Source organism: Brevundimonas sp. KH_025 (assembly GCF_057839885.1).
The window spans coordinates 543,536-566,460 of the sequence record NZ_CM174501.1 but is presented as its reverse complement, the minus strand read 5'-3'; the positions used below and the strand labels follow the sequence as shown (position 1 = coordinate 566,460).

General features: G+C 68.9%; 21 protein-coding genes. 12 read left to right on the top strand and 9 right to left on the bottom strand.

Going from position 1 to position 22,925, the window contains the following annotated elements:
• Positions 1-12: 12 nt before the first annotated feature.
• The gene (locus AC3IS2_RS02830; protein WP_489199164.1) at positions 13-1,812 is read left to right on the top strand and encodes an ABC-F family ATP-binding cassette domain-containing protein; all 1,800 of its coding nucleotides are present in this window, start codon (positions 13-15) and stop codon (positions 1,810-1,812) included.
• 61 nt (positions 1,813-1,873) lie between these two features.
• Here the strand turns inward: AC3IS2_RS02830 and AC3IS2_RS02825 are convergent, their stop codons facing one another.
• Both AC3IS2_RS02825 and AC3IS2_RS02820 read right to left on the bottom strand, forming a co-directional pair.
• A complete protein-coding gene (locus AC3IS2_RS02825) occupies positions 1,874-3,259 on the bottom strand; it encodes an alpha/beta fold hydrolase (RefSeq protein ID WP_489199163.1) in 1,386 nt (461 codons plus the stop codon).
• Between the two features lie 247 nt (positions 3,260-3,506).
• Entirely contained in the window at positions 3,507-4,604 is a 1,098-nt protein-coding gene (locus AC3IS2_RS02820) for a DUF5694 domain-containing protein (protein ID WP_489199162.1), read from the bottom strand.
• Between the two features lie 926 nt (positions 4,605-5,530).
• On the opposite strand from AC3IS2_RS02820, the gene AC3IS2_RS02815 reads away from it, so the two are divergent.
• From AC3IS2_RS02815 to AC3IS2_RS02800, 4 genes are all read left to right on the top strand, one after another.
• Entirely contained in the window at positions 5,531-6,559 is a 1,029-nt protein-coding gene (locus AC3IS2_RS02815; protein WP_489199161.1) for an ABC transporter substrate-binding protein, read from the top strand.
• 78 nt (positions 6,560-6,637) lie between these two features.
• Positions 6,638-7,684 carry a hypothetical protein gene (locus AC3IS2_RS02810; RefSeq protein ID WP_489199160.1) on the top strand — a complete coding sequence of 349 codons (1,047 nt, stop codon included), beginning with the start codon at positions 6,638-6,640 and terminating at the stop codon, positions 7,682-7,684.
• Positions 7,681-8,799: a DUF2336 domain-containing protein gene (locus tag AC3IS2_RS02805; RefSeq protein ID WP_489199159.1), complete on the top strand. Its 1,119-nt coding sequence runs from the start codon at positions 7,681-7,683 to the stop codon at positions 8,797-8,799. Before AC3IS2_RS02810 ends, AC3IS2_RS02805 begins: the two co-directional genes overlap by 4 nt.
• Before the next feature lie 41 nt (positions 8,800-8,840).
• Entirely contained in the window at positions 8,841-9,179 is a 339-nt protein-coding gene (locus tag AC3IS2_RS02800; protein ID WP_489199158.1) for a hypothetical protein, read from the top strand.
• Between the two features lie 100 nt (positions 9,180-9,279).
• Here AC3IS2_RS02800 and AC3IS2_RS02795 read toward each other — a convergent pair whose 3' ends face one another.
• The 4 genes from AC3IS2_RS02795 to AC3IS2_RS02780 all read right to left on the bottom strand — a co-directional run bounded on the left by AC3IS2_RS02795 (position 9,280) and on the right by AC3IS2_RS02780 (position 12,747).
• On the bottom strand, positions 9,280-9,708 hold the full coding sequence (locus AC3IS2_RS02795; RefSeq protein WP_489199157.1) for a Ros/MucR family transcriptional regulator: 429 nt from the start codon (positions 9,706-9,708) through the stop codon (positions 9,280-9,282).
• Positions 9,709-9,873: 165 nt separating this feature from the next.
• Entirely contained in the window at positions 9,874-11,085 is a 1,212-nt protein-coding gene (locus AC3IS2_RS02790; protein ID WP_489199156.1) for a DUF2336 domain-containing protein, read from the bottom strand.
• A gap of 98 nt (positions 11,086-11,183) precedes the next feature.
• Complete coding sequence (gene cysK, locus AC3IS2_RS02785) at positions 11,184-12,164, bottom strand: cysteine synthase A (protein ID WP_489199155.1); 981 nt, start codon at positions 12,162-12,164, stop codon at positions 11,184-11,186.
• A 103-nt stretch (positions 12,165-12,267) separates the two neighbouring features.
• On the bottom strand, positions 12,268-12,747 hold the full coding sequence (locus AC3IS2_RS02780; RefSeq protein WP_489199154.1) for an Lrp/AsnC family transcriptional regulator: 480 nt from the start codon (positions 12,745-12,747) through the stop codon (positions 12,268-12,270).
• Between the two features lie 86 nt (positions 12,748-12,833).
• On the opposite strand from AC3IS2_RS02780, the gene AC3IS2_RS02775 reads away from it, so the two are divergent.
• On the top strand, positions 12,834-13,745 hold the full coding sequence (locus AC3IS2_RS02775; RefSeq protein WP_489199153.1) for an EamA family transporter: 912 nt from the start codon (positions 12,834-12,836) through the stop codon (positions 13,743-13,745).
• 137 nt (positions 13,746-13,882) lie between these two features.
• Here AC3IS2_RS02775 and AC3IS2_RS02770 read toward each other — a convergent pair whose 3' ends face one another.
• Positions 13,883-15,367 carry a methyl-accepting chemotaxis protein gene (locus AC3IS2_RS02770; protein WP_489199152.1) on the bottom strand — a complete coding sequence of 495 codons (1,485 nt, stop codon included), beginning with the start codon at positions 15,365-15,367 and terminating at the stop codon, positions 13,883-13,885.
• A 206-nt stretch (positions 15,368-15,573) separates the two neighbouring features.
• On the opposite strand from AC3IS2_RS02770, the gene fliI reads away from it, so the two are divergent.
• The 3 genes from fliI to AC3IS2_RS02755 are packed head-to-tail and all read left to right on the top strand — an operon-like array spanning position 15,574 to position 18,462.
• Entirely contained in the window at positions 15,574-16,911 is a 1,338-nt protein-coding gene (gene fliI, locus AC3IS2_RS02765; RefSeq protein WP_489199151.1) for a flagellar protein export ATPase FliI, read from the top strand.
• Between the two features lie 20 nt (positions 16,912-16,931).
• A complete protein-coding gene (locus AC3IS2_RS02760; RefSeq protein ID WP_489199150.1) occupies positions 16,932-17,345 on the top strand; it encodes a flagellar export protein FliJ in 414 nt (137 codons plus the stop codon).
• A gap of 49 nt (positions 17,346-17,394) precedes the next feature.
• Positions 17,395-18,462 carry an endo-1,4-beta-xylanase gene (locus AC3IS2_RS02755; RefSeq protein WP_489199149.1) on the top strand — a complete coding sequence of 356 codons (1,068 nt, stop codon included), beginning with the start codon at positions 17,395-17,397 and terminating at the stop codon, positions 18,460-18,462.
• A gap of 277 nt (positions 18,463-18,739) precedes the next feature.
• Here the strand turns inward: AC3IS2_RS02755 and ctrA are convergent, their stop codons facing one another.
• Positions 18,740-19,441, bottom strand: coding sequence for a response regulator transcription factor CtrA (gene ctrA / locus AC3IS2_RS02750; protein ID WP_489199148.1), 702 nt, complete (start codon positions 19,439-19,441; stop codon positions 18,740-18,742).
• A gap of 371 nt (positions 19,442-19,812) precedes the next feature.
• Here ctrA and AC3IS2_RS02745 point away from each other — a divergent pair, with 371 nt between their 5' ends.
• From AC3IS2_RS02745 to AC3IS2_RS02735, 3 genes are all read left to right on the top strand, one after another.
• Positions 19,813-20,199, top strand: a complete 387-nt coding sequence (locus AC3IS2_RS02745; RefSeq protein WP_489199147.1) for a chromosomal replication initiator DnaA — start codon at positions 19,813-19,815, stop codon at positions 20,197-20,199.
• Positions 20,196-20,927 (top strand): DUF6456 domain-containing protein, encoded by a 732-nt coding sequence (locus AC3IS2_RS02740; RefSeq protein ID WP_489199146.1) that lies wholly within the window; start codon positions 20,196-20,198, stop codon positions 20,925-20,927. Before AC3IS2_RS02745 ends, AC3IS2_RS02740 begins: the two co-directional genes overlap by 4 nt.
• Positions 20,928-21,081: 154 nt before the next feature.
• Positions 21,082-22,332, top strand: a complete 1,251-nt coding sequence (locus tag AC3IS2_RS02735) for a hypothetical protein (RefSeq protein ID WP_489199145.1) — start codon at positions 21,082-21,084, stop codon at positions 22,330-22,332.
• Between the two features lie 59 nt (positions 22,333-22,391).
• Here the strand turns inward: AC3IS2_RS02735 and AC3IS2_RS02730 are convergent, their stop codons facing one another.
• The gene (locus AC3IS2_RS02730; protein ID WP_489200083.1) at positions 22,392-22,832 is read right to left on the bottom strand and encodes a SufE family protein; all 441 of its coding nucleotides are present in this window, start codon (positions 22,830-22,832) and stop codon (positions 22,392-22,394) included.
• Between the last annotated feature and the right edge of the window lie 93 nt (positions 22,833-22,925).

The following is a 22,925-nucleotide window of genomic DNA, read 5'->3' as shown; positions in this document are numbered from 1 at the left end:
CGCATCGTCTTCATGGCTGCTCGCCCCCCTCTCGTCGCCCTCAAGGACGTCCGCCTGCAGGACGGCCAGCGTCCGCTGTTCGACGGCGTCGATCTGGCGGTCGAACCGCGCAGCCGCGCCGCCGTGGTCGGCCGCAACGGGGCCGGCAAGTCGACCCTGATGAAGGTGGTCATGGGTCTGGTCGAAGCCGACAGCGGCGACCGCGCCGTCCAGGCCGGGACCCGCTTCGCCTATGTGGCGCAGGAGCCGGACATCAGCGGCGACACCCTGCTGGACTACGCCGCCTCGGGCGGGGCCGAGCGCTGGACCGCCGAAAGCTGGCTGACCACCTTCGGCCTCGACCCGGAAAAGCCGGCGCAGAACCTGTCGGGCGGCGAGACCCGCCGCGCGGCCCTCGCCAAGGCCTTCGCCGAGGAGCCCGACGTCCTGCTGCTGGACGAGCCGACCAACCACCTCGACATCCTGGCCATCGAACTGCTGGAAAACGAGCTGGTCCAGGCCCGCTTCGCCGTCCTGGTGGTCAGCCACGACCGCGCCTTCCTGAACAAGGTGACGAACACCGTCCACTGGCTGGACAACCGCCGCGTCCGCACCCTGAACAAGGGCTTCGACGCCTTCGACGACTGGGCCGCCAAGGTTCAGGAAGAAGAAGCCCTCGCCCTCGAAAAGCTGACCAAGACCATCGAGCGCGAGACCGAGACCTTCTACCGCTCCATCACCGCCCGCCGCACCCGCAACGAGGGCCGCGCCCGCAACCTGGCCGCCCTGCGCGCCGAGCGCGCCGAGAAGATGAAGGACGTGCCGCGCGACCTCTATCTGGGCGTCGATTCCGGCGCCGTGTCCGGCAAGCTGGTGGCCGAGCTGAAGGGCGTGTCCAAGGTCTTTGGCGACCGCACGATCTTCAAGGGCCTGACCACCCGCGTCATGCGCGGCGACCGCCTGGCCATCGTCGGCCCCAACGGCGCGGGCAAGACCACCCTGGTCAAGACCCTGCTGGGCGAACTGACCCCCGACGAGGGAACCGTCCGCCTCGGCGCCAATCTGGAGCCGGTCTATCTGGATCAGTCGCGCGAGGGGCTGAAGTCGGACATGACCCTGTGGGACGCGCTGACGCCGGGCGGCGGCGACAGCATCATCGTGCGCGGCTTCTCCAAGCACGTCGCCGCCTACGCCAAGGACTTCCTGTTCCAGGAAAGCCAGCTGCGCCAGCCGATCTCGACCCTGTCGGGCGGCGAGCGCAACCGCCTGCTGCTGGCGCGCGCCCTGGCCAAGCCCGCCAACATGCTGGTCCTCGACGAACCGACCAACGACCTCGACATGGACACCCTCGACAAGCTGGAAGAGCTGCTCGAGGGCTATGACGGCACCCTGATCCTGGTGTCGCACGACCGCGACTTCGTCGATCGCCTGGCCACCTCGACCATCGCCATGAACGGGCGCGGCGACATCGTCGAAACCCCCGGCGGCTGGCAGGACTTCCTGCGCCAGAACCCCACCTTCCTCGCCCCGCCCCCGACCCACGCGGAAACCGCGCCCAAGGCCGCAGCCCCCGTCGCCGCCGCGCCCAAGAAGCAGGTCAAGCTGTCCTACAAGGACGCGCGGCGTCTGGAAGAAGTCGAAAAGCTGATGGAGACCCTGCCGGTCGAAATCGCCCGCCAGGACGCCATCCTCGCCGACCAGAGCCTCTACACCCGCGACCCCGCCGCCTTCGACCGCGCCATGAAGGCCGCCGACAAGGCCCGCGCCGACCTCGAAGCCGCCGAACTGGACTGGCTGGAGCTGGAAGAGAAGAAGGCGGCCCTGGCGGGCTAGGCGACCCACCGCAACGAACCGACGGATCGGGCGCTCTGCCGAGAAGCCCCCGATCGCACCTCTACCTGGCGCACGTCCTCTCGCCGGCGCTGGTCGACGCGCTGAAAGCCAGGATTTCCTCCACCGCACAGCCTTCAGCCGTGAGCAAGACGAAATGCGGCGCACCTTCGACGCGCACGAATCGAACGACGCCCGCACTGGAGAGCCGATCAGCATGGGCGACGGCGCCGGCGTAGGGGGTCTTCGGATCCATGTCGCCCTGGAGCACCAGGACGGGCGGCAGGGACCGGGGGGTGACGCCGAAAGCGGCGTCGCGCGGATAGGCGAACGCCGCACCGCCGAGCAGCTGCGCCGGGATGCTGCTGGTGAACAGCAGTTCGCTTTCCTCGGCCGAGACCATGTCGCGGGTGATGTCGGGACGGGCGGTGTTCTCGGACGCCGAGATCAAAGAGACCAGGGGGATGGAGGAAGCCGCCTGGGCCGCCGCGAAAGGCGCCCCGAAACGCTCTAGCCGTCCCCTCGCCTCCTCCAGCTTCGACCAGTCGCCGACCCTGGCTCCGGCGATCACATCGGGAATGAGCGCCCGGCTGTCCTGACTGTTCAAAAGCGCGCCGAAGACCAGTTTGGGACGACCGCCGGGGAATTTCGCCGCGATGTCCGGGTCCTGCTCGAGCGCCTTCAGAGCCTCCGCCGCCGACCCGCCGAGACGCTGGCGGCAATCAGGGTTTTGGTCGCATTCCGCCAGCACCTGACGGCCGACCTCGTCGACGACCTGAGAGCGTCGGCTCAGGTCCCAGACTTCCGTAGTTTCCGGCGGGATGAGCGAGTCGAGGATAATGCGGTCGACCGGCGCCGCGCCGGCCACGACCCGCGAGCGCAGCACCAGCTGCGTGCCGTAGGACACCCCGTAAAGGACGGTCTTTCGCCCCGTCGAGAACCGGCTCATCAGGCCGTTCAGATCATGCGCCGCATTGGTGATGGTGAAGGCCTGGACCCGCGGCGAGCGGCTATTGAGCAGACCGAAGCAGGTCGCCCATTCCGCACCTTCCAGCAGATAGCCGCCGGGCGAGTTCTCAGCCTCTTCCTCGACGCACAGGCGGCTCGAAAGGCCGGTTCCCCGATGATCGGGGATGATCAGGTCGTAGCCAGGAAACGCGGTCCGAAGACGATCGACAAGCGGATAGAAGCTGGCGCCCGCTTCGCCCGGGCCGCCGGCGACCAACCAGACGTCACCTCGGCTGGCGCCCGGCGCGGGAAATTTGCGCACGAACAGATCGACCTGACCGGCGTCCGGCAGAGCTGGGTCCAGCGACGCCTGCACGGTGGCGCAGAGGCTTCCCTCCAGCGGTGTCCCGACGGCCGCGTCGCGGCAAGGCGTGAAGTCGCCGTCCGACGCCAGAGCCGCTGCAGGCAAGGAAAACAATGCCGCCGTCACTGTGGCGAACAAGGCTGCGTTTTGAATGTTCACTTTCATGAGCAAGGCATTTCAGATTTCGTCGATTGCTACAGCTTAACAATCGCTAACAATCCAAGCCTCGATCCAGGCGCAGACTCTTGGGCCGTCTCCTACGGGACGAAAACGAACTTCGGCCTCGCGAACGGTTTCTCGCCAATATCAAGTCATTCGTGCGCCAGAGAACGCTGAAAGCGAGGGAGCCCCGGCGCTCCGAGGCCGCCCCCCTCCTTCACGCCCCTCAGCGCAGCACGTCGTCCACGTCCGCCAGGACCACGTCGTGCATCTGGTTCAGATAGGCCTCGTAGTAGCCCTTGTGCGAGGCGCCCACGAGGGTCAGCATCTTCACGCCCGGCCTCGCCCCCATGATGTCGCGCATGTTGGCGACCATGCGCAGGTTCCGCGTCTCCCAATAGGTCAGGTAGGTCCGGCCGAAGCCCTCCGGCGAGGGGTCCTTCTGGGCGGCGCCGAAATCGCTCTCATAGGCCAGGCGCTGCGCCTCGGGGCTGTTGTAGCCGCGATAGAGGTTCAGCAGGCCGTCGGGCTGCGACAGCCCGTCCATCAGCCCCTTGTCCCACGCCCGGCGCGCTTCGCCCGCCGGGTTGTTCCAGGCCTGGCGGATCGCCCGGACGAAGCCCGCGCGGTCCGTCGGCTCCCGGTCGGCCGAGTGGTCGTCGACGCTCCACACCCGCTCCTGCCCCAGCCGCGCGGCCAGGACGGCGGCGACGGCATCGCTCTCGTTGATGCTGTCCAGCTGCTTGTTCAGTTGCGCCACCAGCACAGGGTCCAGCCCCTCGCCCTCGCGGCGCTCCGCCGGGGCCAGACGCAGCCACTGGACGAAGGCCGAGGTCGGCTCGCCCGCCGCCAGGAAGACCGCCGCCAGACGCCGCCGTTGCTCGGGCGCGGGCGCGGCGGGCCAGGCCGCCAGCAGCCGCTCGGCCTCGGCGTTGGCCGCCGGGACGTCCAGTCCGGTCTGCTGCCCGGCGTGGCTGGCGTCCGGGCAATAGTCCTCGATCGCCGAGGCGTGGCGCTGCGGATAGCGGCGCAGGGCGTCGCACTGCAGGCCCGAGACGTTCTCGGTGGCGATCACCTCCGGCCCCCAGGCCGCCAGACGATCCAGCACCGGCGTCAGCATCTCGGCCCGCACCGCGTCGCCCATCTGGGCCAGGTGGGGCGAGCCCACCACCAGCACCTCGTTGACCCGGCCCGCCGGCGGCCCCTTGAGCTGATCCGCGTGGAAAGAGGGACGGTAGGTCTGGGCGGCGGCGGCGGACGCCCCCGTCAGAGCGACGGCGACGCCCAGAGCCAGAAGGCGGGCGGAAGAACGAGCAGAATTCACAGCAGACACCCTTGCAGGATCGCGCCGCCGACGACGGCTCAAGCGGGACCGTTAGACGAACTCGCGTTCGCCGCCTCGTTAAATCCCGCTCATCTTCAAGGCCCGCCGCATTCCTGTGGACAGCCGCAAACCGCTGATCCGCGAGCGCGAATTCGGTCCGCCCACAGATATCCACAGGCTTGTCCACCGGGGCCGGGGCGGTTCCGCACAGCCGGCCGGATTCGGGCGCTTGCCGAATAGCGGATTCCGCGAGAACGTCAACAGGCCAACGGGACACGGCGGCGCGGAAATCCCAAACTCAGCAATGGGTTAGCGGGAGATCAAGCGAACCGGCCCGGCTCTCTGACCCAGGGTTCCAAGCCTCTTCGGAGGATGCGGAAACACCGACGCAGGGCCACAGGCTCCCGATCCTTAAGCGCCTCGGCGCGGGGACTGCGGAGAACCAGGCCAGGATCGAAGACGACGCGTCCCGACGACGCGCCCGACGCGACCAGGGGCCGCCAGGAGACCAGCCGACGCCGCCGGGTTCGCCCGGCAGCTGACGCAAGGCCCTGACCCGAACGGCCAGGTCCAACCCGGACTTGGCGAGGGGACGTGATCGCGGGCTTGCCTTAGGGCGGTTCAGGGATCGCGTCCCCTCGCTCAATTCTACCTCCTCCTTCTCCCGCTGGGAGAAGGCGGCCCGCAGGGAAGCTCTCCACCCCAGAATCGCTCATCCCGGCGAAGGCCGGGATCCAGATGTAAGGAGCCCTGCTGACAGCCAGTGACGCGACAGCGCCCTTTGAAGCCAGCCTCTCCGTCATATGATCTGGATCCCGGCCTTCGCCGGGATGAGCGGGTGAAATGTGGTGACCGTTCAGCCGCCCTCTCCCGCCGGGAGGGAACAACCTTCCCAAGCCCGTCCCCGCCCCCTAAACCGTCAGGCGATGATCCTCGACCGACTCTCCCGCCGCAAGATGCTGCTGGGCGCCGCCGGCCTGACCGCCGTCAGCGGCCTGTCCGCCTGCGGCCGCGCCGAGGCGCCGGTCGACGAATCCGGCCGGGTGCGCCTGCGTCTCGCCGCCGGAGGGGCCGTCACCGCCGCCCACGGCGGCTTCTATCAGGCCATCGCCACGGGGGCCTATGAGCGGCGCGGCCTGAACGTCGAGATCCTGACCGGCGCCGCGGGGGCCGACGTCCCCGCCCTGCTGGCCGCCAGCGCCGTCGAACTGGCCGTCGGCGGCGACAGCTTCGCGCCCATGCGGCTGATCGCCGACCGCGCCCCGGTCAAGGCCGTCGCCGCCTTCCTGCAAAAGGACCCCGTGGTCCTGATGGCCCGCCCCAACCAGCCGCTGGAGACCCTGTCGGCCCTGCGCGACCGGCCCATCTTCATGTCTCCCGCCGACCAGGCCGGCTTCTGGAACTGGCTGCGGACCCGCTTCGAACTGGCTCCTGATCAGGCCCGGGCGGGCGCGCCCGAGGACAATCTCAAGGCCTTCCTGGACGACCCGAAAGCCGTCCTGATCGGACGCCTGACGGCGGGCGACCCGGCGCTGATCGCGCGCGAAGCCGGCTTTGCGCCGCGCGTCCTGATCCCCGCCGACGACGGCTACCCCTCCTATGGCGGCCTGGTTCTGGCCCCCAACGCCTTCGCCCGCGACAACGCCCGGGCCCTGCGCGACTTCATCGCCGCCTCGGTCGAGGGCTGGCGCGACTATGTCCACGGCGACGGGACCAAGGGCGACGCCCTGATCCGCCGCGCCAATCCCGATCTGAACCAGCGCCTGCTGAACGCCGTGCGCGGCAGCCTGCGGACCGAGGCCGTGGTCGACGGCGGCGACGCGGCCCTCTACGGCCTGGGCGCCATGACGGCCGAGCGCTGGCAGGCCTTCGCCGAACAGACCGAGGCCGCCTACCCCTCGGCCCCCGACTGGCGCGAGGCCTTCACCGCCCAATACCTGCCGGGTCGGGGTTAAGCCCCCGCGTTAGCAGCGGATTAAGCCGTCTGGGCCTAGCTTGCAGGTTCAACGCCGTCCGCCAGCAGGAGGCCGTCCGTGCGACGCCCGCCGATCACCGCCGCCATCCTGACCGCCAGGGCCAGCGCCCTGGGCCTGAGTCTCGGCCTGAGTCTGGGCCTGAGCCTGGGCCTGGTCGCGCCCGTCATGGCCCAGACCGGCCCCGCGCCGTCCAGCGCCAACGCCGCCGGTCTGCGCTACCTCACCTGGCCTGGCCGGACCTACCGCCCCGTCGCCGCCGAGACCGCGCCCGCCCCGGTCGTCGCTGCGCCGAGCCGCCCGCCGATCATTCCGCACGGCGGCCGCCCCGCCGCGGTCTACGCCGCCGCGCCGACCCCGAGCGTCGCGCCCCGTCAGGGCCTGACCCCCGCCAGCGCCTGGATCGCCTCTCAGGCGCCCGCCTATGCGCCGCAGCCCGCCGTCCCGGTCCAGGGTCCGCTCGACGCCCCGGCGCCCCAGCCCTATCTCGCGCCCGCCCCGGCCGCCGCGCCCTGGAGCCGCGCGCGCGCCGCCGCCCCCGCTCCTGTCCCCGCTCCTGTCCCTGCGGCCCCCGCCCCGGTCCCGACCGGCTATTTCGCCGAGACCGCCGAGGCCGCGTCGCCGCCCATGCCGGTCGCCTCCCCCGCTCCTCCCGCGCCGCGTCGCGCCCCTGCGGCGGCGCCCGTCATGGCCAGCGCGCCTGCCGACGCCCCGCCGCCCGCTCCGGTCGCCGACCCGATGGCCCCGCGCCGCGACGCCCCGATCTTCCGGCTGCAACGGCCCTCGACGCAGGCCGAGGCCGCGCCGGCCGTCCAGGCCCAGGCCCAGGCGCAGGCCCAGGCCCAGCCCTCGCAGCCCATGCCCGCCGCCGACGCGCCCGCAGCCCAGGGCGGCGCCCGCTATTACTCGGTGCATCGCCAGGCCGGCCGTCAGCCCGACGCCACGCCCCTGCCCGCGCCCGTCTATCTGGACGCCCTGCCGGTGGAGTTGACCTCCGCCCCCGCCTCGACCGACCTGGCCGAGCCGCCCGCCGCCCCCAATCTGATCCGCAACGCGAACGGCCGCCTCCAGGCCCTGCCCGCCAACGAAGACCCTGTCCTGCCATGAGCGACGGCGCCGCCCCTCCCCCGGTTCAAGACGTCGCCTCGCGCCTGCCTGACCTGATCGCCCTGGCCCAGGAGCCGTCCAGCGAGAAGCGCCGCGCCCTGCTGCGCGAGCTGACCGACCACTTCTTCGGCGCCGCCGAACGCAGCGAGGCCGAAGCCGCCCTCTACGGCGCCGTGCTCAGCGATCTGACCGACGCCATGGAGGTCGCCGTCCGCGCCGAGCTGGCCGAACGTTTCTCGACCGTCGCCGACGCCCCGCACCAGTTGATCCGCCGCCTGGCCAACGACGAGGCCGAGGACGTGGCCCAGCCGGTGCTGCGCGCCTCGCCCGTCCTGACCGAGGCCGACCTGATCCAGGTCATCCGCTCGCGCGGCCAGGGCCACATGCGCGCCGTCAGCCAGCGGGCCGAGGTGTCCGAGGCCGTGTCCGACGCCATCGTCGAGCGCGGCGACGACGAGACCCTGGGCGTCCTGCTGGGCAACAACGGCGCCTGCCTGTCGCGCGCCGCGTCCGAAGCCGCCGTCGAGCGCGCCCGCGTCAACCCGGCCCTGCATCAGGCCACAGTCGAGCGCGCCAGCCTGCCGCCCGATCTGCTGAACGAGATGTATTTCGCGGTCGAGGCCCGTCTGCGTCAGCGCATTCTGGAACAGAACGCGCGCCTGGATCCGGCCCTGCTGGAAAGCGCCCTGGCCGCCGGCCGCACCCGCGTCGCCACCGACGACGGCGCCCTGCCGCCCGACTACGCCGAAAGCCTGGCCTATGTCGAGGAACTGCGCGCCGCCGGCCAGCTGACGCCGCAGATGCTGGCCCGCTTCCTGCGCTCGGGCGGACGGACGTCCTTCCTGATCGCCCTGTCGCAACTGGCCGACATCGACTTCCACACCGCCCGTCAGATCATCGAGCGGCGCGAGCTGGACGCCCTGGCCGTGGTCTGCAAGGCCGCCGACCTGGACCGCGCCCTGTTCCTGACCTACGCCGTGGTCCTGCTGAACACCGACGGCGACGCCATGGGCAAGGCCCGCGCCTATGCCGGAATGTACAACGACCTGACCAACGAAGCCGCCCAACGCACCCTGCGCTTCTGGCGCATGCGCAAGGCCGGCCACGCGGCGTAATTGCTTCTCCGCCGCTCCTCGAGACCCGTCAGGAAGCGCTCATGCTGTCATTCGTTCTCACGCTTCTGGTTCCGTTAGCTGCGCCCGTGCAGACAGAAGCGCCTTGCCAGACCATCAGGCGGCCTGTTGACCACTGGGGCCCGTATCAAAGCAAGTTCAAGGTCGGCCCCGTCAGCCTGGCCTTCAAGCAAGGCTCGGCAAACTGCACCTTCGATACGATGGACGCGGGGCGTTGCCTGTCCGTTGCACCTGGAGTGATCTACGTCGCCCTCGCCGGCCAGGAGACATGGTTCTCCATTCCTGAAAACAAGCACGCCGAGGTTAGGGTGCAAGACGGCGCTGTCTCATGCACGGTCAGGCCCTTGGTCCGAATGGACTGAGCCAGTCGCCATCGCGCCGTGGCGATTCGGGCGAAAGAATGCAAAAACGCCCGCCTTCCTTGCGGAAGACGGGCGCTGCGTCCGACCTGAAAGGTCGATCTTACTTCTTGGCGCGGGTGGCGCGGGCGGGTTTGCGGCCGCCCTGGCCCAGGCCCATCTGCTTGGCCAGGTCCGAACGGGCCTTGGCGTAGTTCGGGGCGACCATCGGATAGTCCTTGGCCAGGCCCCACTTCGCCCGGTATTCCTCGGGGCTCATATTGTATTTGGTGCGCAGGTGGCGCTTCAGCGACTTGAACTTGCGGCCGTCTTCCAGGCAGATCAGGAAGTCGGGCGTAATCGACTTGCGCACCGGAACCGCCGGTTCCTTGGGCTCCGGCTCGATTTCCACCGGACCGGAAGACACGCCCGACAGGGCGGCGTGAATCTGAGCGATCAGGCCGGGCACGGCGTCAGCCGAGACGGTGTTGTTGCTGACATAGGCCGACACGATGTCCGCCGTCATTTCGAGCAGTTCGGGTTTTTCTTCCATGGGGGGATAGCCTGTTTCAGGAGCCAAACACGTTCGACTGATCAGACCCGACCCGTCGGCGGTTGGTTTCATACGTATGTTTGCTGATGATGGCAATGCAAGCATAGAACGTCGCCTGACAGGCGAACTGTTCTATTCGTCTGAACTGAATTCAGTTTTCGATTTTCACCGACCGAAGTTCTCCGCAAGCGCCAGCATGGCCGCTCGTTCGGGCGCGGAGTATTCGTCGATCATCTCTTCCTCGCCCTCGCGGATGGCGCGAAGAAGGGCCGGCGTCAGGGCCGAGGACAGCGACCAGTTCCAGTAACGCAGCACGGTCTGGGCCCGGTCGACGGCCAGCATCTCATAGGTGATCTGCACCCGCTCCCAGTCGGGATGGACCTCGCCGTCCGCCGTCAGCTCGGGCCGGCGCATGGCCTTCCACAGGATCTGCAGGTCCAGGCGCGACAGGCCGGTGGCCTTGCACAGGATGGCCAGGGATTCGCCGCCCGCGTCGCCCATGATCTTGGCGGCGGTCAGGGGCTTGATCCCTGACAGATAGCCGATCTCGCCGACCAGTTCGCGGCTCATGCCCGCAGCGGCGGCGGCGACGGCGGCCTCCAGCCCGCTGTAGGGGCTCTTGTCGATGGCGGCGCGGTTGCGCTGGCGACGCTCGATGAACTGCAGGGCCTTGCGCGCCACGGGGTCGGACCAGCCCTCGGCGGCGGCCATGGCGAAGACGTCCTCGACGCTTTCCTGCAGCACCTCGCGCGACACGGCGAAGCGCTGCAGCACGGTGCGCCGCTCCTCGGCCTCGCACCACCAGAACATGACATAGGCCCCGGACGGCCGCAGCTCGGGGCGACGCAGCAGGGGGGCGCACAGCCCCTTGCTCTGGCGGCTCAGGGCCACCACGCCCTCGACGGCGCCTTGCGACAGGCGCGCCGAGTTGTTCTTCAGCACCGCGTCGATGACATCGTCCTCGCCGAAGCTCAGCAAGGTCTCCGTCACCACTTCCGACAGACCGCGCCGCTGGGCGATCAACAGACGGTGCTCGTTCTCGGCGTCGCGGGCGCAGCCGATCAGATCGACGTCGGACAGGGCGGCGCACTGCTCGATCAGGGGGGCCGCCACCGACGGCTCGTCGCGCAGCAGCAGCCGCATCAGGCTGTTGGGCAGCTCCGCCAGCGGGGCCAGCCTCAGCGCCACGCGGCGGCGCTCCTCGACCGGCGCCAGCCGCAGCATCTCGACCAGCAGGTCGCCCGTCACCGCCCGCTCGAAGGCGTTGATCCGGCTGGCGGGCAGGCAGACGACGTCGGCCAGCCGCCGCAGCAAGGTCTGGCGGGCTTTCGACGCCAGCGGGGCGTCTTCGACAGGAATGGCGGCCGGAACAGACATGGTCCCGCTACCGTAGCGCGAGCCGGTTAACCGCGCGTGAGGGCCGAAGAAGGCCAGAGATCGCCCTCCCCTTCATGGGGAGGGAGAAACCCAAGCCCCTACAGCCCCTCGAACAGGGCCGTGGACAGGTAGCGTTCGGCGAAGTCGGGCAGGATGACGACGATGGTCTTGCCCGCGTTCTCGTCCAGCGCCGCCTGGCGGAAGGCGGCGGCCAGGGCCGCGCCCGAGCTGATGCCGACGGGGACGCCCTCGGCGCGGGCGACATGACGGGCCATGTCAAAAGCGTCCTCGTTGGAGACCTGCTCGACGCCGTCGATGACGCCGCGGTCGACGATGGCGGGCACGAAGCCCGCGCCGATGCCCTGGATCTTGTGCGGGCCGGGCGCGCCGCCCGACAGGACGGGCGAGGCGGTCGGCTCGACGGCGATCATCTTCACCGAGGGCTTCTTCGCCTTCAGCGCATGGCCGACGCCGGTGATGGTGCCGCCGGTGCCGACGCCCGAGATGACCACGTCCACGGCGCCGGCCGTGTCGTTCCAGATCTCTTCGGCGGTCGAGACCTCATGGATGGCCGGGTTGGCGGGGTTCTCGAACTGCGAGGGGCTGACGGCGCCGGGCGTGCGGTCCAGCAGTTCCTGAGCCATGGCGATGGCGCCCTTCATGCCCTTCTCGGCCGGGGTCAGCACCAGTTCGGCGCCCAGCAGGGCCAGCATCTTGCGGCGCTCGATCGACATGCTCTCGGGCATGACCAGGATCAGCTTGTAGCCCTTGGACGCGGCGACGAAGGCCAGGGCGATGCCGGTGTTGCCGCTGGTCGGTTCGATCAGAACCGCGCCCGGCTTGATCTTGCCCGCCTGCTCCAGCGCCTCGACCATGGCCACGCCGATGCGGTCCTTGACCGAGGCGATCGGGTTGAAGAACTCCAGCTTGGCCAGCACGGTGGCCTTGGGCTGATACTCGGCCGTCAGGTTCGGCAGCCGCACCAGGGGCGTGTCGCCGATGGTGTCGATGATGCTGTCATAGACCCGGCCGCGCCCGGCCTTCTTGTGGCGGCTGGCGTCATAAGCGGTGTCAGACATGGGAAGACTCCGTGCGGCGGTTTCAGCTTAACTGACAGGCCTTATACGCCCGAGGCAAGATCGCGCCGCACAGGAATTCTCAAGATCGCCTTAGCCCGCCTCATCACGCCAGCCCGCGCCGCGCCGGGTCGAACGGCAAGACTTCCCGGATGGAGATCAGGGTCTTGAAGGCGCGAACCCGGGCGTCGTCGTTCAGCACCTCGCGCGTAAAGGTCTCATAGGCCTCCATCGTCGGCACGCGGACATAGAGGATGAAGTCCGTCTCGCCGGTCACGTACCAGGCGGCCTGGACCTCGGGCCGGGCGGTCAGCCTGGCGATCAGGACGTCCAGCACCCCCGTCCCCTCGCGCTCCATCTCGACCAGGACGTGCATGGTCAGGGCGCGTTCCAGCCTTCCTTCGTCGATCACCGCCACGTCGGCGACGATGACGCCCTCGTCGCGCAGACGGCGCAGGCGCCGCGACACCGCCGATTCCGACAGGCCGACCCGTTCCGCCAGCACCCGCGCGGGCTGAAGATTGTCGCGCCGGACCAGATCCAGCAGCCGATGGTCGAAGTCATCAAGCGCGATGGTTTTTGGCACCGGACTTCTTTCTAACGCGGTTTTCTTGCATCTTATCAGCAGAATTCAGCGAGAAACACATTCGACTTTTCACTAGGTTCCGCGCCATGTCCTCCCTGACCCTCGGCCTTCGCTCGCCGCGCCTCGCGGCGGCCCTGCCCTATCTCGCCCTGCTGACCGGCATGGTGTCGCTGGCCGTCGGCACATCCTTCGCCAAGGGACTGTTTCCCATCGTCGGCGCCGAGGGGACCTCGACCCTGCGCGTCGGCCTGTCGGCCCTGGTCCTGCTGGCGATCTGGCGGCCGTGGCGGTTCCGCCTGACCCGCGCCGACGCCGGACGGGTGCTGCTGTACGGCCTGGTCCTGGGGCTGATGAACCTCAGCTTCTACATGTCGTTGCGGACCATCCCGCTCGGCCTGGCCATCGCCATCGAGTTCAGCGGGCCGCTGGCCCTGGCCCTGATCCATTCGCGGCGGCCGATCCATTTCCTGCTGGTCGGACTGGCCGTGGCGGGACTGGCCATGCTGCTGCCGATCTGGAGCGGCATCGAGAAGCTGGACCCCGTCGGGGTGGCCTTCGCCGCCTTCGCCGGTCTGTGCTGGGCGCTCTACATCGTCTTCGGCAAGCGGCTGTCGCACATGCACGCCGGTCAGTCCGTGGCCCTGGGCATGACCACGGCGGCTCTCGTCATCGCCCCCTTCGGCGTGGCGTCGGCGGGCGTCGCGCTGCTGGCGCCCTCGGTCCTGCTGATGGGCCTGGGCGTCGCCCTGGTGTCCAGCGCCCTGCCCTATTCACTGGAGATGATCGCCCTGCGCCACATCCCCAAGCGCACCTTCGGCGTCCTGCTCAGCGGCGAGCCGGCCGTGGGCGCCCTGGCGGGGCTGGTCCTGCTGCACGAACAGCTCAGCGGCCTGCAATGGCTGGCCATCGCCGCCATCGTCGCCGCCTCGGTCGGCGCGGTTCTGACCGCGCCCAAGGGGCAGCCCCAGACCCTGACCGAGCCGGGCGCCCCGGCCTGAGCCGGACGACGAGCCGATCATGAAGATCCTGCTCGCCTGCCTGCGCACGCCCGTGCTGAACATCGCCGCCGGGGCCCTGTTCGGCCTGATCCTGGCCGTGCTGATGCGGCTGGCGATCCGGCACGTCTTCTGACGGATCAGAACTCGGTCCATTCCTCGGTCGGACCGCCGTTGACCACGGCCCGCAGCCGCGCCCTCTGGCCTTCCAGCGCGGGCGGCGGACCCGACCTGGCCGTCATCTGGCGCACCACGCCGACGGGCGCGCCCTGTCCGGTCTGGAATCGGCCGACCAGTTGGGCCAGGCCCTCCGCCTCGGTCTTGAGGTTGGCGGCCGCCGCCGTGGTCTGTTCGACCATGGCCGCATTCTGCTGCGTGACCTGATCCATCTGGTTCACGGCCTGATTGACCTGACTGAGGCCCGACGACTGTTCCTGGGACGAGGCGGCGATCTCGGCGACCAGGGCGTCCATCTCGCCCACCTTGCCGGCGATGGCGTCCAGGGCGGTCCCGGCCTCGGCGACCAGCTTGACCCCTTGCGCCACCTCGGCGGCGGAGGCGGAAATCAGCGTCTTGATCTCCTTGGCCGCCTCGGCGGACCGTTGCGCCAGCGCCCGCACTTCGGAGGCGACCACGGCGAAGCCGCGCCCGCTCTCGCCTGCCCGCGCCGCCTCGACCCCGGCGTTCAGGGCCAGAAGATTGGTCTGGAAGGCGATCTCGTCGATGACGCCGATGATGTCGCTGATCTGGTCCGAACTCTTGCGGATGCCGTCCATGGCGGTGATGGCCTCGCGCACCACCACGCCCGAGCGGTCGGTCTGGCCGCGCGCCTCGCCGGCCACGGTCGCGGCCTGACGCGCGCCCTCGGCGCTGCGCTGCACGGTGGCGGTGATCTCGTCCAGGGCGGCGGCGGTCTCCTCCAGCGACGCCGCCTGCTGCTCGGTGCGGCGCGACAGGTCGTCCGAGGCGCTGGAGATTTCGTCCGAGCCGCCGCGCAGGCCCGAGACCGAGTTCAGCACCTGGCCCAGGGTCCGACGCAGGCTGTCGACCGCGCTGTTGAAGTCGTCCTTCACCCGAGCGTGGGCGCCGCTCATGTCCTGATCGATGCGCGCCGTCAGGTCGCCGTCGGACAGGCGCGACAGATTGCCGGCCAGGGCTTCGACCAGGGCGTTCTGCGCCGCCTCGGCCGCCAGGCGTTCGCTTTCGCGGCGCGCGGTTTCCTGCTCGGCCTGGGTGATGTCCACCGCCAGCTTGATGACCTTCACCGGGCGGCCGTCCGGCCCCAGCACCGGGTTGTAGGAGGCCTGCAGCCAGACCTCGCGCCCGCCCTTGGCCAGACGCCGGAACTTGGTCGCCACGAAGCGCCCGGCGTTCAGGTCGCGCCAGAAGTCGGCGTAGGCCACGGTCGCCGCCTCGGTCGGGTCCATGAAGGTGCGGTGATGCTGCCCCCGGATCTCGTCCAGGGCGTAGCCCATCGTTTTCAAGAGGTTGTCGTTGGCGTCCAGGATGCGCCCGTCCAGATCGAACTCGATCACCGCCTGGGATCGGCCGATCGCGGCCATCTTGCTGTCGAGGTCATGGAGCTTCTGCTCCACATCACGGTTTTGACGACCCTTGCCGAACATCCAGTCCGCTCCTTGGCGTTTTGACTCGATTGATGACCGCACATTTTACATTTCAACCCTAAGTTCAGAAACCTACATTTCTCTTGGATGACGTGTAGGGGCGATCCCTTAGCTCGACTTCACCGCTCGTTAACCACGATGAGGCATCCGTTAACGGTTAGAGGCGCTGCGGTCAGATCGATCCGATCGCAGCCTGAGGGTCCCGTTTGCGCAATCTCGTCGCCGCCGTCGAAGCGATCGACCCGCTGGTCGTCACCGGCAAGGTGGCGGGCGTCAGCGGCCTGCTGATCGAGTCGCGCGGCGGCCTGTCGCGTCTGGCGGTCGGCGCCCGGGCCGAGATCGAACGGCGCGGCCAAGCCCCCCTGCCCGCCGAGGTCGTCGGCTTCCGCGACGCCAAGGCCCTGCTGATGCCCTTCGGCCCGGTCGAGGGCGTGGCCCCCGGCGCCGACATCCGCATCATCGACACCGCCGCCAGCGTGCGCCCAACCACCGCCTGGCTGGGCCGCATCATCGACGCCTTCGGCCTGCCCATCGACGGGCTGGGGCCGCTGCCGCAAGGCGCCGTCCCCTATCCCCTGCGCGCCTCGCCGCCGCCGGCCCATTCGCGCGGCCGGGTGGGCGAGCGGCTGGATCTGGGCGTGCGCTCGATGGACGTCTTCACCACCACCTGCCGAGGCCAGCGCCTGGGCATCTTCGCCGGTTCGGGCGTGGGCAAGTCGGTGCTGCTGTCCATGCTGGCCAAGCAGGCCACCTGCGACGTCGTGGTCGTCGGCCTGATCGGCGAACGGGGCCGCGAGGTCCGCGAGTTCATCGAGGAGACCCTGGGCGAAGAGGGCTTGAAGCGCGCCATCGTCGTCGTCGCCACCTCGGACGAACCGGCGCTGAAGCGGCGCCAGTCGGCCTACATGACCCTGGCCGTCTCGGAATATCTGCGCGATCAGGGGCTGGAAGTCCTGTGCCTGATGGACTCGGTCACCCGCTTCGCCATGGCCCAGCGCGAGATCGGCCTGGCCGCGGGCGAACCGCCGACCACCAAGGGCTATACCCCCACCGTCTTCACCGAACTGCCCAAGCTGCTGGAGCGCGCCGGCCCCGGCCCGATCCGCGCCGACGGCACCGAGGCCGGGCCGATCACCGCCCTGTTCACCGTCCTGGTGGACGGCGGAGACCATGACGAGCCCATCGCCGACGCCGTGCGCGGCATCCTCGACGGCCACATCGTCATGGACCGCAAGATCGCCGAGCGCGGCCGCTTTCCCGCCATCGACGTGCTGAAGTCGGTCAGCCGGACCCTGCCCGGCTGCCAGACCCCGCCCGAACGCGAGCTGAACCGCCGCGCCCGCCAGTGCCTGTCGGCCTACGCCAACATGGAAGAGCTGATCAAGATCGGCGCCTATCGCAGCGGGGCCGACCCCGTGGTCGACCGCGCCATCGCCCTGAACCCCGCGCTCGAGGACTTCCTCGGCCAGGACAAGGACGACCACACCAGTTTGAGCGAAAGCTTTGACCGTCTGGAAACCATTCTGAACCAAGGAATGGTCTGACCGTGATCAGGAACATCTGAATGACCGCCTGGGCCCAATCCCTGATCCGCATCTCCAACTACGAGGTCGAGACGCTGCAGAAGCGTCTGGCCGAGGTCGCCGCCCGCAAGGCCGAGGCCGAGATGCGCGTCGCCGTCCTCGACGCCGAGGTCGAGATCGAGCGCCAGAACGCCCGCCTGGACCCGGCATCCAGCATGATGCTTCAGGCCTATCTGAACGGCTGGAAGCTGAAGAAGGCGGACGCCGAGAGCGTGGTCGTCGCCATCGGCGCCGAGGAGGAAGGCGCCCGCGACGCCCTGACCAGCGCCTTCGAGGAGCTGAAGAAGTTCGAGCATGTCGCCGAGACGACCCGCCTGAACAAGCTGATCGCCGCCGCCAAACGAGAAACCGCCGCCTTCGACGAAATGGGTCTGCGCCGTCGTGCAGGGGGCTAAACCCCACACCTCTGCCTCCCCCTTCCCCCTCGAGGGGGAGGGCTTTAGCGTGTCACGCCGCGCCTTCCTCGCCGCCCCTATCGCCCTGGCCGCCTGCGGCCCCGGCGAGGCCGCCGTCGCCCCGATCGACCGCCCCGTCCGCGCGCTGAAATCCCTCGCCCCCTTCCCCGTCGGCGCGGCCTGCATGACCGGCCAGTTGTCGGACCAGACCTGGTTCCGGCTGGTGTCCGAGCACTTCTCCCAGCTCACGCCCGAGTGGGAGATGAAGATGGAGTACATCCTCCAGGAGGACGGCTCGCTGCTGTTCGAGGCGCCGGACCGCATCGCCTACTTCGCCCGCGACTTGGACCTTCGCCTCTTCGGCCACGCCCTGATCTGGTATGCGCAGGACCATCCGTGGTTCAGGGCGCTGACCGGCGAGCGCGCCCGCTTCGCCGCCGAATACGACCGCTACATCGCCGCCGTGGCCGGACGCTGGCGCAGCCAAGTGGTCGGCTGGGACGTGGTCAACGAGCCGGTGACGCATGACGGCCACGCCTTGCGCGACTGCGTCTGGAGCGAGGGCCTGGGCGGGACCGACGCCTACATCATCCGCGCCTTCGAACAGGCGAAACTGGCGGCGCCCGAGGCGGTGTTGTTCCTCAACGACTATGACCTGGAAAACATCCCGGCCAAGGGCGCGACCTATCTGCGGCTGGTCGAGCGGCTGCTAAAGGCCGGCGCCCCGGTCACGGGCCTGGGGACCCAGAGCCACCTCGACATCAGCATCCCTCCCGGTCAGGCCGCCGCCTTCATCCGCGAACTGGCCCAGTTCGGCCTGCCCATCCACGTCGCCGAACTGGACGCCTCGCTGCGCACCGGCGACCGCCTCAAGGACCTGAGGCCGCGCGCGCAGAAGATCGCGCAGCAGACCGCCCGCGTCGCCGAACTGGCCGAGGCCTTCATGGCCCTGCCCCGCGCCCAACAGTTCGCCTTCTCCATCTGGGGCGTGCGCGATGTCGACAGCTGGCTGCGTCGCGGATCGGAAGACGACGGCAAGGACAGCCCCCTGCTGTTCGACGCCAAGGGCCGGGCCAATCCGATGTTCCACGCGCTGGCGGCGGCGTTCGGCGGGTAAGCGTCCTCTTTCCTCCCCATTCCATGGGGAGGTGGCGCGGCGCGCCAGCGCCGTGACGGAGGGGGCGACGCCGGCCTGTCCGAACTGCGCCGCAAACGGCGAACGGCGGCGGCGCCCCCTCCACCGCTACGCGGTCCCCCTCCCCATGGAATGGGGAGGAAAGAAGCGCGCGCTCAAGCAGGCCAAAGGCCGTTAGCGCCCCAGCAAAGCAAAACGCCCGCCGGTTTCCCGGCGGGCGCTTCAAGCTTTAACCCTGAGTGGAGGCCCAGGTCGTCAATCAGGCGGCGACGCTGACGGCGCCTTCCGACGGGTCGCGCAGGACATAGCCCCGGCCCCAGACGGTTTCGATGTAGTGCTTGCCGTTCGCCGCCGTCGCCAGCTTCTTGCGCAGCTTGCAGATGAAGACGTCGATGATCTTCAGCTCGGGCTCGTCCATGCCGCCATAGAGGTGGTTCAGGAACATTTCCTTGGTCAGGGTCGTGCCCTTGCGGAGCGAGAGCAGCTCCAGCATCTGATATTCCTTGCCGGTCAGGTGCACGCGGTGGCCGTCCACCTCCACCGTCTTGGCGTCCAGGTTCACGGCGATCTCGCCGGTGTGGATGATGGCCTGGGCGTGGCCCTTGGAGCGGCGGACCACGGCGTGGGTGCGCGCGATCAGTTCGTCCTTGTGGAAGGGCTTGGTCATGTAGTCGTCGGCGCCGCCGCCGAAGGTCTTGACCTTGGTCTCGATCTCGTGGCTGCCCGAGAGGATCATGACCGGCGTATTGACCTTGCCGACGCGCAGCTGGCGCAGAACCTCAAGACCGCTCATGTCGGGCAGGTTCAGGTCCAGCAGAATGAGGTCGTAGTCATAGATCTTGCCCAGATCGATGCCTTCTTCACCCAGGTCGGTCGTATAGACGTTAAAGCCCTCCGACTTGAGCATCAGTTCGATGCTTTGGGCCGTGGCGTGATCGTCTTCAATCAGCAGGACGCGCATTCATGCCCCTCCAGGCAAAACTTGGCGATGGTCGCCCAGGGAGCGGCGACCGAGTAACCTTGTTCCAACGTTAACGGGCCAAAACCTTAAGAAGGGTTAACAGGTCCCGATATGAAACGCTTAGGCTGATTTGCGAATCGCCGTCGAGAGTCCCGAGTCAAGGATTCGTTAATTTATTAACCATGCGGCGCGACATGCCCCCTTGACGCGCGAACCATCCCCTGCCGCGCATCCATTGCTCCACAGCCGATCGCGCGCCCGGCAAGGCGAAGCGACCGCTTCTGACGTTGGTTAGGACAAGATTCCTAACCCACCCCTCGGCGCACTGCACGATGGGCAAAGACAACAAACGTTCGGGAGCTGCTGCGACAATGGAATCCTATCGGGCCGAGCCCTATCGCGTGCCGGTGACGGAGGGGGACCGCATTCGCGCCGATGCGGCCCTGCACCTGGCGGCCTACGCCTTCGGCGTGCCGACGGCCGAGATGCTACGGCGCGAACGCGTGCGGCCGCGCGCCTGCCGCACGCGATGGTCGGCCATGTATCTGGCCCATGTCGCCTTCGGCTGGCCGCTGGAGCGGGTGGCCCACGCCTTCGGCCTGAACCGGGCCACGGCCTCGACCGCCTGCCGCTGGGCCGAGGACGAGCGCGACCACGACAAGTACGACATCGTCATGGACGGGCTGGAGACCTGTCTGCGCGCGGTGTCGGAACTGCCCGCCGTCGATCTGGCCCTCAGCGCCGGAGCCGCCCGATGAGCCGAACCCTTGAACGCGCCCGCGCCCTGCTGGACCGCCCCGGCGCCTGGCTGGACCAGTCGGGCGCCGCCTATCCCCTGCGGCTCGGCGGCGACCGGCGCGGCCGGGTGGTGCTGACCCTGGACGAGGCGGCGTTCCGCGCCCTGGTCGAGCGGCCGGGCCTGCGGCGTCGCGACGGCGGCGGCTGGCTGCCGCGCCCCACGCCCGCGACCAACACCTCGCTTTCACCAGGATTGGCGCCCTCCCCGCCCGGCCGCCCCGGCCTGATCGAAGGCGAGCGCGCCGTCATGGAGGCCGACGGCCGCCTGACGACCCGCCGCGCCAACCTGGGCGAAAGCCCCGTCGCCTGGCTGGCCCGGCGCAAGGACGCCTCGGGCCGCCCCTGGCTGACCCCGGCCGAGGTCGCGGCGGGCGAGCGCCTGCGGCTTGACGGCGAGATCGCCCTCAGCGGCCCGTCCCTGACCATGCGCTGGGACGCCCTGCCCCGCGCCGGCGGCGGCAGCTCCGCCCGCGTCGAGCCGAGCGACCGCGCCCTGTCGGCGTCCGCCCGCGTCGAGGCGGCGCTCGCCGCCTGCGGCCCGCGCCTGCGCGCCCTGGTCGAGCGCGTCTGCATCCACGGCGCCTCGCTGCAACTGGCCGAACAGGACCTCGCCTTGCGCCGCCGCCAGGGCAAGACGGTGCTGAAACAGGGGCTTCAGGCCCTGGCGGAGCACTACGGGATCGGGTGAGAGCGCCCTTTCGGTCCAGAAAGCTGACGCCTAAAGCGGCGGCCAAGCCGGATAGCTGAACCTTTCAGAATACAACTGAGCGAGAACCTTTGCCGTTGCCGCAAACGGGCCGCAAATCAGTGTTCCATGATCACGCCAACTCGGGGGGAATATGATGCTATCGCGGCGTGCATTCGGCATTCTTGCTGCTACATCCTGTGTTGCTCCGCCCTTGCAGGCTCAGGAAGCGCTGGATGCTCATTCATTGTTCCAGCAGGGCAACCTCTATCTGCCGCAATATCTCGCCCTAAAGACGCAGGCGGCGACGGGCGATCGAGACGCTCAAGCGATGCTGTCTCAGCATGCGGCCTTCGTGGGCGATGAGGCTGCGGCGACCGCCGGCCCCGTTTCGCGGGCCATTATTCCAGCTGAACTGGAGCTGCGAGCCGAACCGGCCATCGCCGCCATTGTCGAGCGCGCTCGTGAGACGCGCATTGTCATCCTGAACGAATCCCACAGCATTTCGGGACATCGAGCATTTGCGGCCTTGGTTCTGCGAGCCTTGCGCCCCCTGGGCTTCAATATCTTTGCGGCGGAAACCTTCAACTGGGAGCGCGCCAGCGGGGCAGCGGTCGGTGATCTGCAGGCTGGTGCCCCCTTCCTGCCGAGCCACGGCTACTATTCCCGCGATCCTGTCTATGCGGAAGCGGTGCGTGAGGCGCTGGGGCTGGGGTATCGCCTAGCGGGGTATGAACAGACGGCGGAGCAGAGGATTCTCCCTCCCAATGCCAGTGCAGTCGAGCGGATCCATCAGCGAGAAGAGGCGCAGGCGCGAAACTTCATCGATCATGTTCTGGCGCCGAACCCTGATAGCCGCGCCGTCGTGCTCTGCGGCTATTCCCATGTGACCGAAGCGCCGACAGAAAAAGCGGAGTGGTTCGCCAGCCGTTTGAAGCGTCTGTCCGGCATCGACCCGCTGACGATCGAACAGTCCTTCAACTGGCCCTCGTTCGACCCTGCGGCGGATCCCGCCCCGACACGTGCGGTGCTTGAGCGATTTTCGCCAACAGAACCCGTCGCGGTTGCTGAGGGGTCCGGTCGCGCTTTCACCACGGAACCCTATTCCGACCGTGTGGACCTGTCTGTGTTTCATCCGCGATTGCCCTCTGTGAACGGCCGACCGGGCTGGCTGGCAGCCGATTCACGGCGGCGTGCGACGCCAGTGAATTTTGTCGCGCCCGGCGGTCTAGGTCTCGTGCAAGCCGTTCGGATTGCAGAGGGCATGGGGGCTGTGCCTTCCGACCAAGTGCTGATCGCGCCCGATCAGACGACCGCCACGCTCTATCTTCGGCGAGGCGCGTATATAATCCGCATCGAAACTGTAGACGGCTGGCGGATTATGGGGAGCTTGAGCGTCACCGATTAGCCGGCCAAGGCTCGAACGCGATCACAAGGCCCGCAAAAGGGCCGAAGTCCGCCCTTCGATCAGCCCTCGGCGCTCGCCGCTTCCCGGATACGGCCCACCATGCTGTTCAGGCCGTTGGCGCGTTGGCGGGTCAGGGCCGAGGGCAGGCCCAGGCGGTCCAGGGCGGCGCGGGCGTCGAAGGCCAGGATCTCGGCGGGCGTCCGACCGGAATAGAGCTTCAGCAGCAGGGCGATATTGCCCTTGGACAGGGCGCTGTCGCTGTCGGCGTCGAAGAACAGCCGCCCGTCGGCGCGGCGCGTCGACAGCCAGACCTGGGCGGCGCAGCCCGGCACCTTGTTGGCCTCGATGCGAGCGTCCTCGGGTAGGGGCGACAAGCCCTTGCCCAGGTCGATGACGTATTCGATCCGCCCCTCCCAGTCGCCCAAGAGGTCGAATTCCTCGACCAGTTCGGCCAGGGTTTCGTCGAGGGTCAGGGCGGGAATAGCGTCGGTCGTGCTCATGCGGGCGACATAGGCCGCGGGGGCGTTAACGACAACCGCCGCGATCATCCCCAGGTTTCGCCCCTGCATCGTTCCGGGACAGTCGCCCGGCAG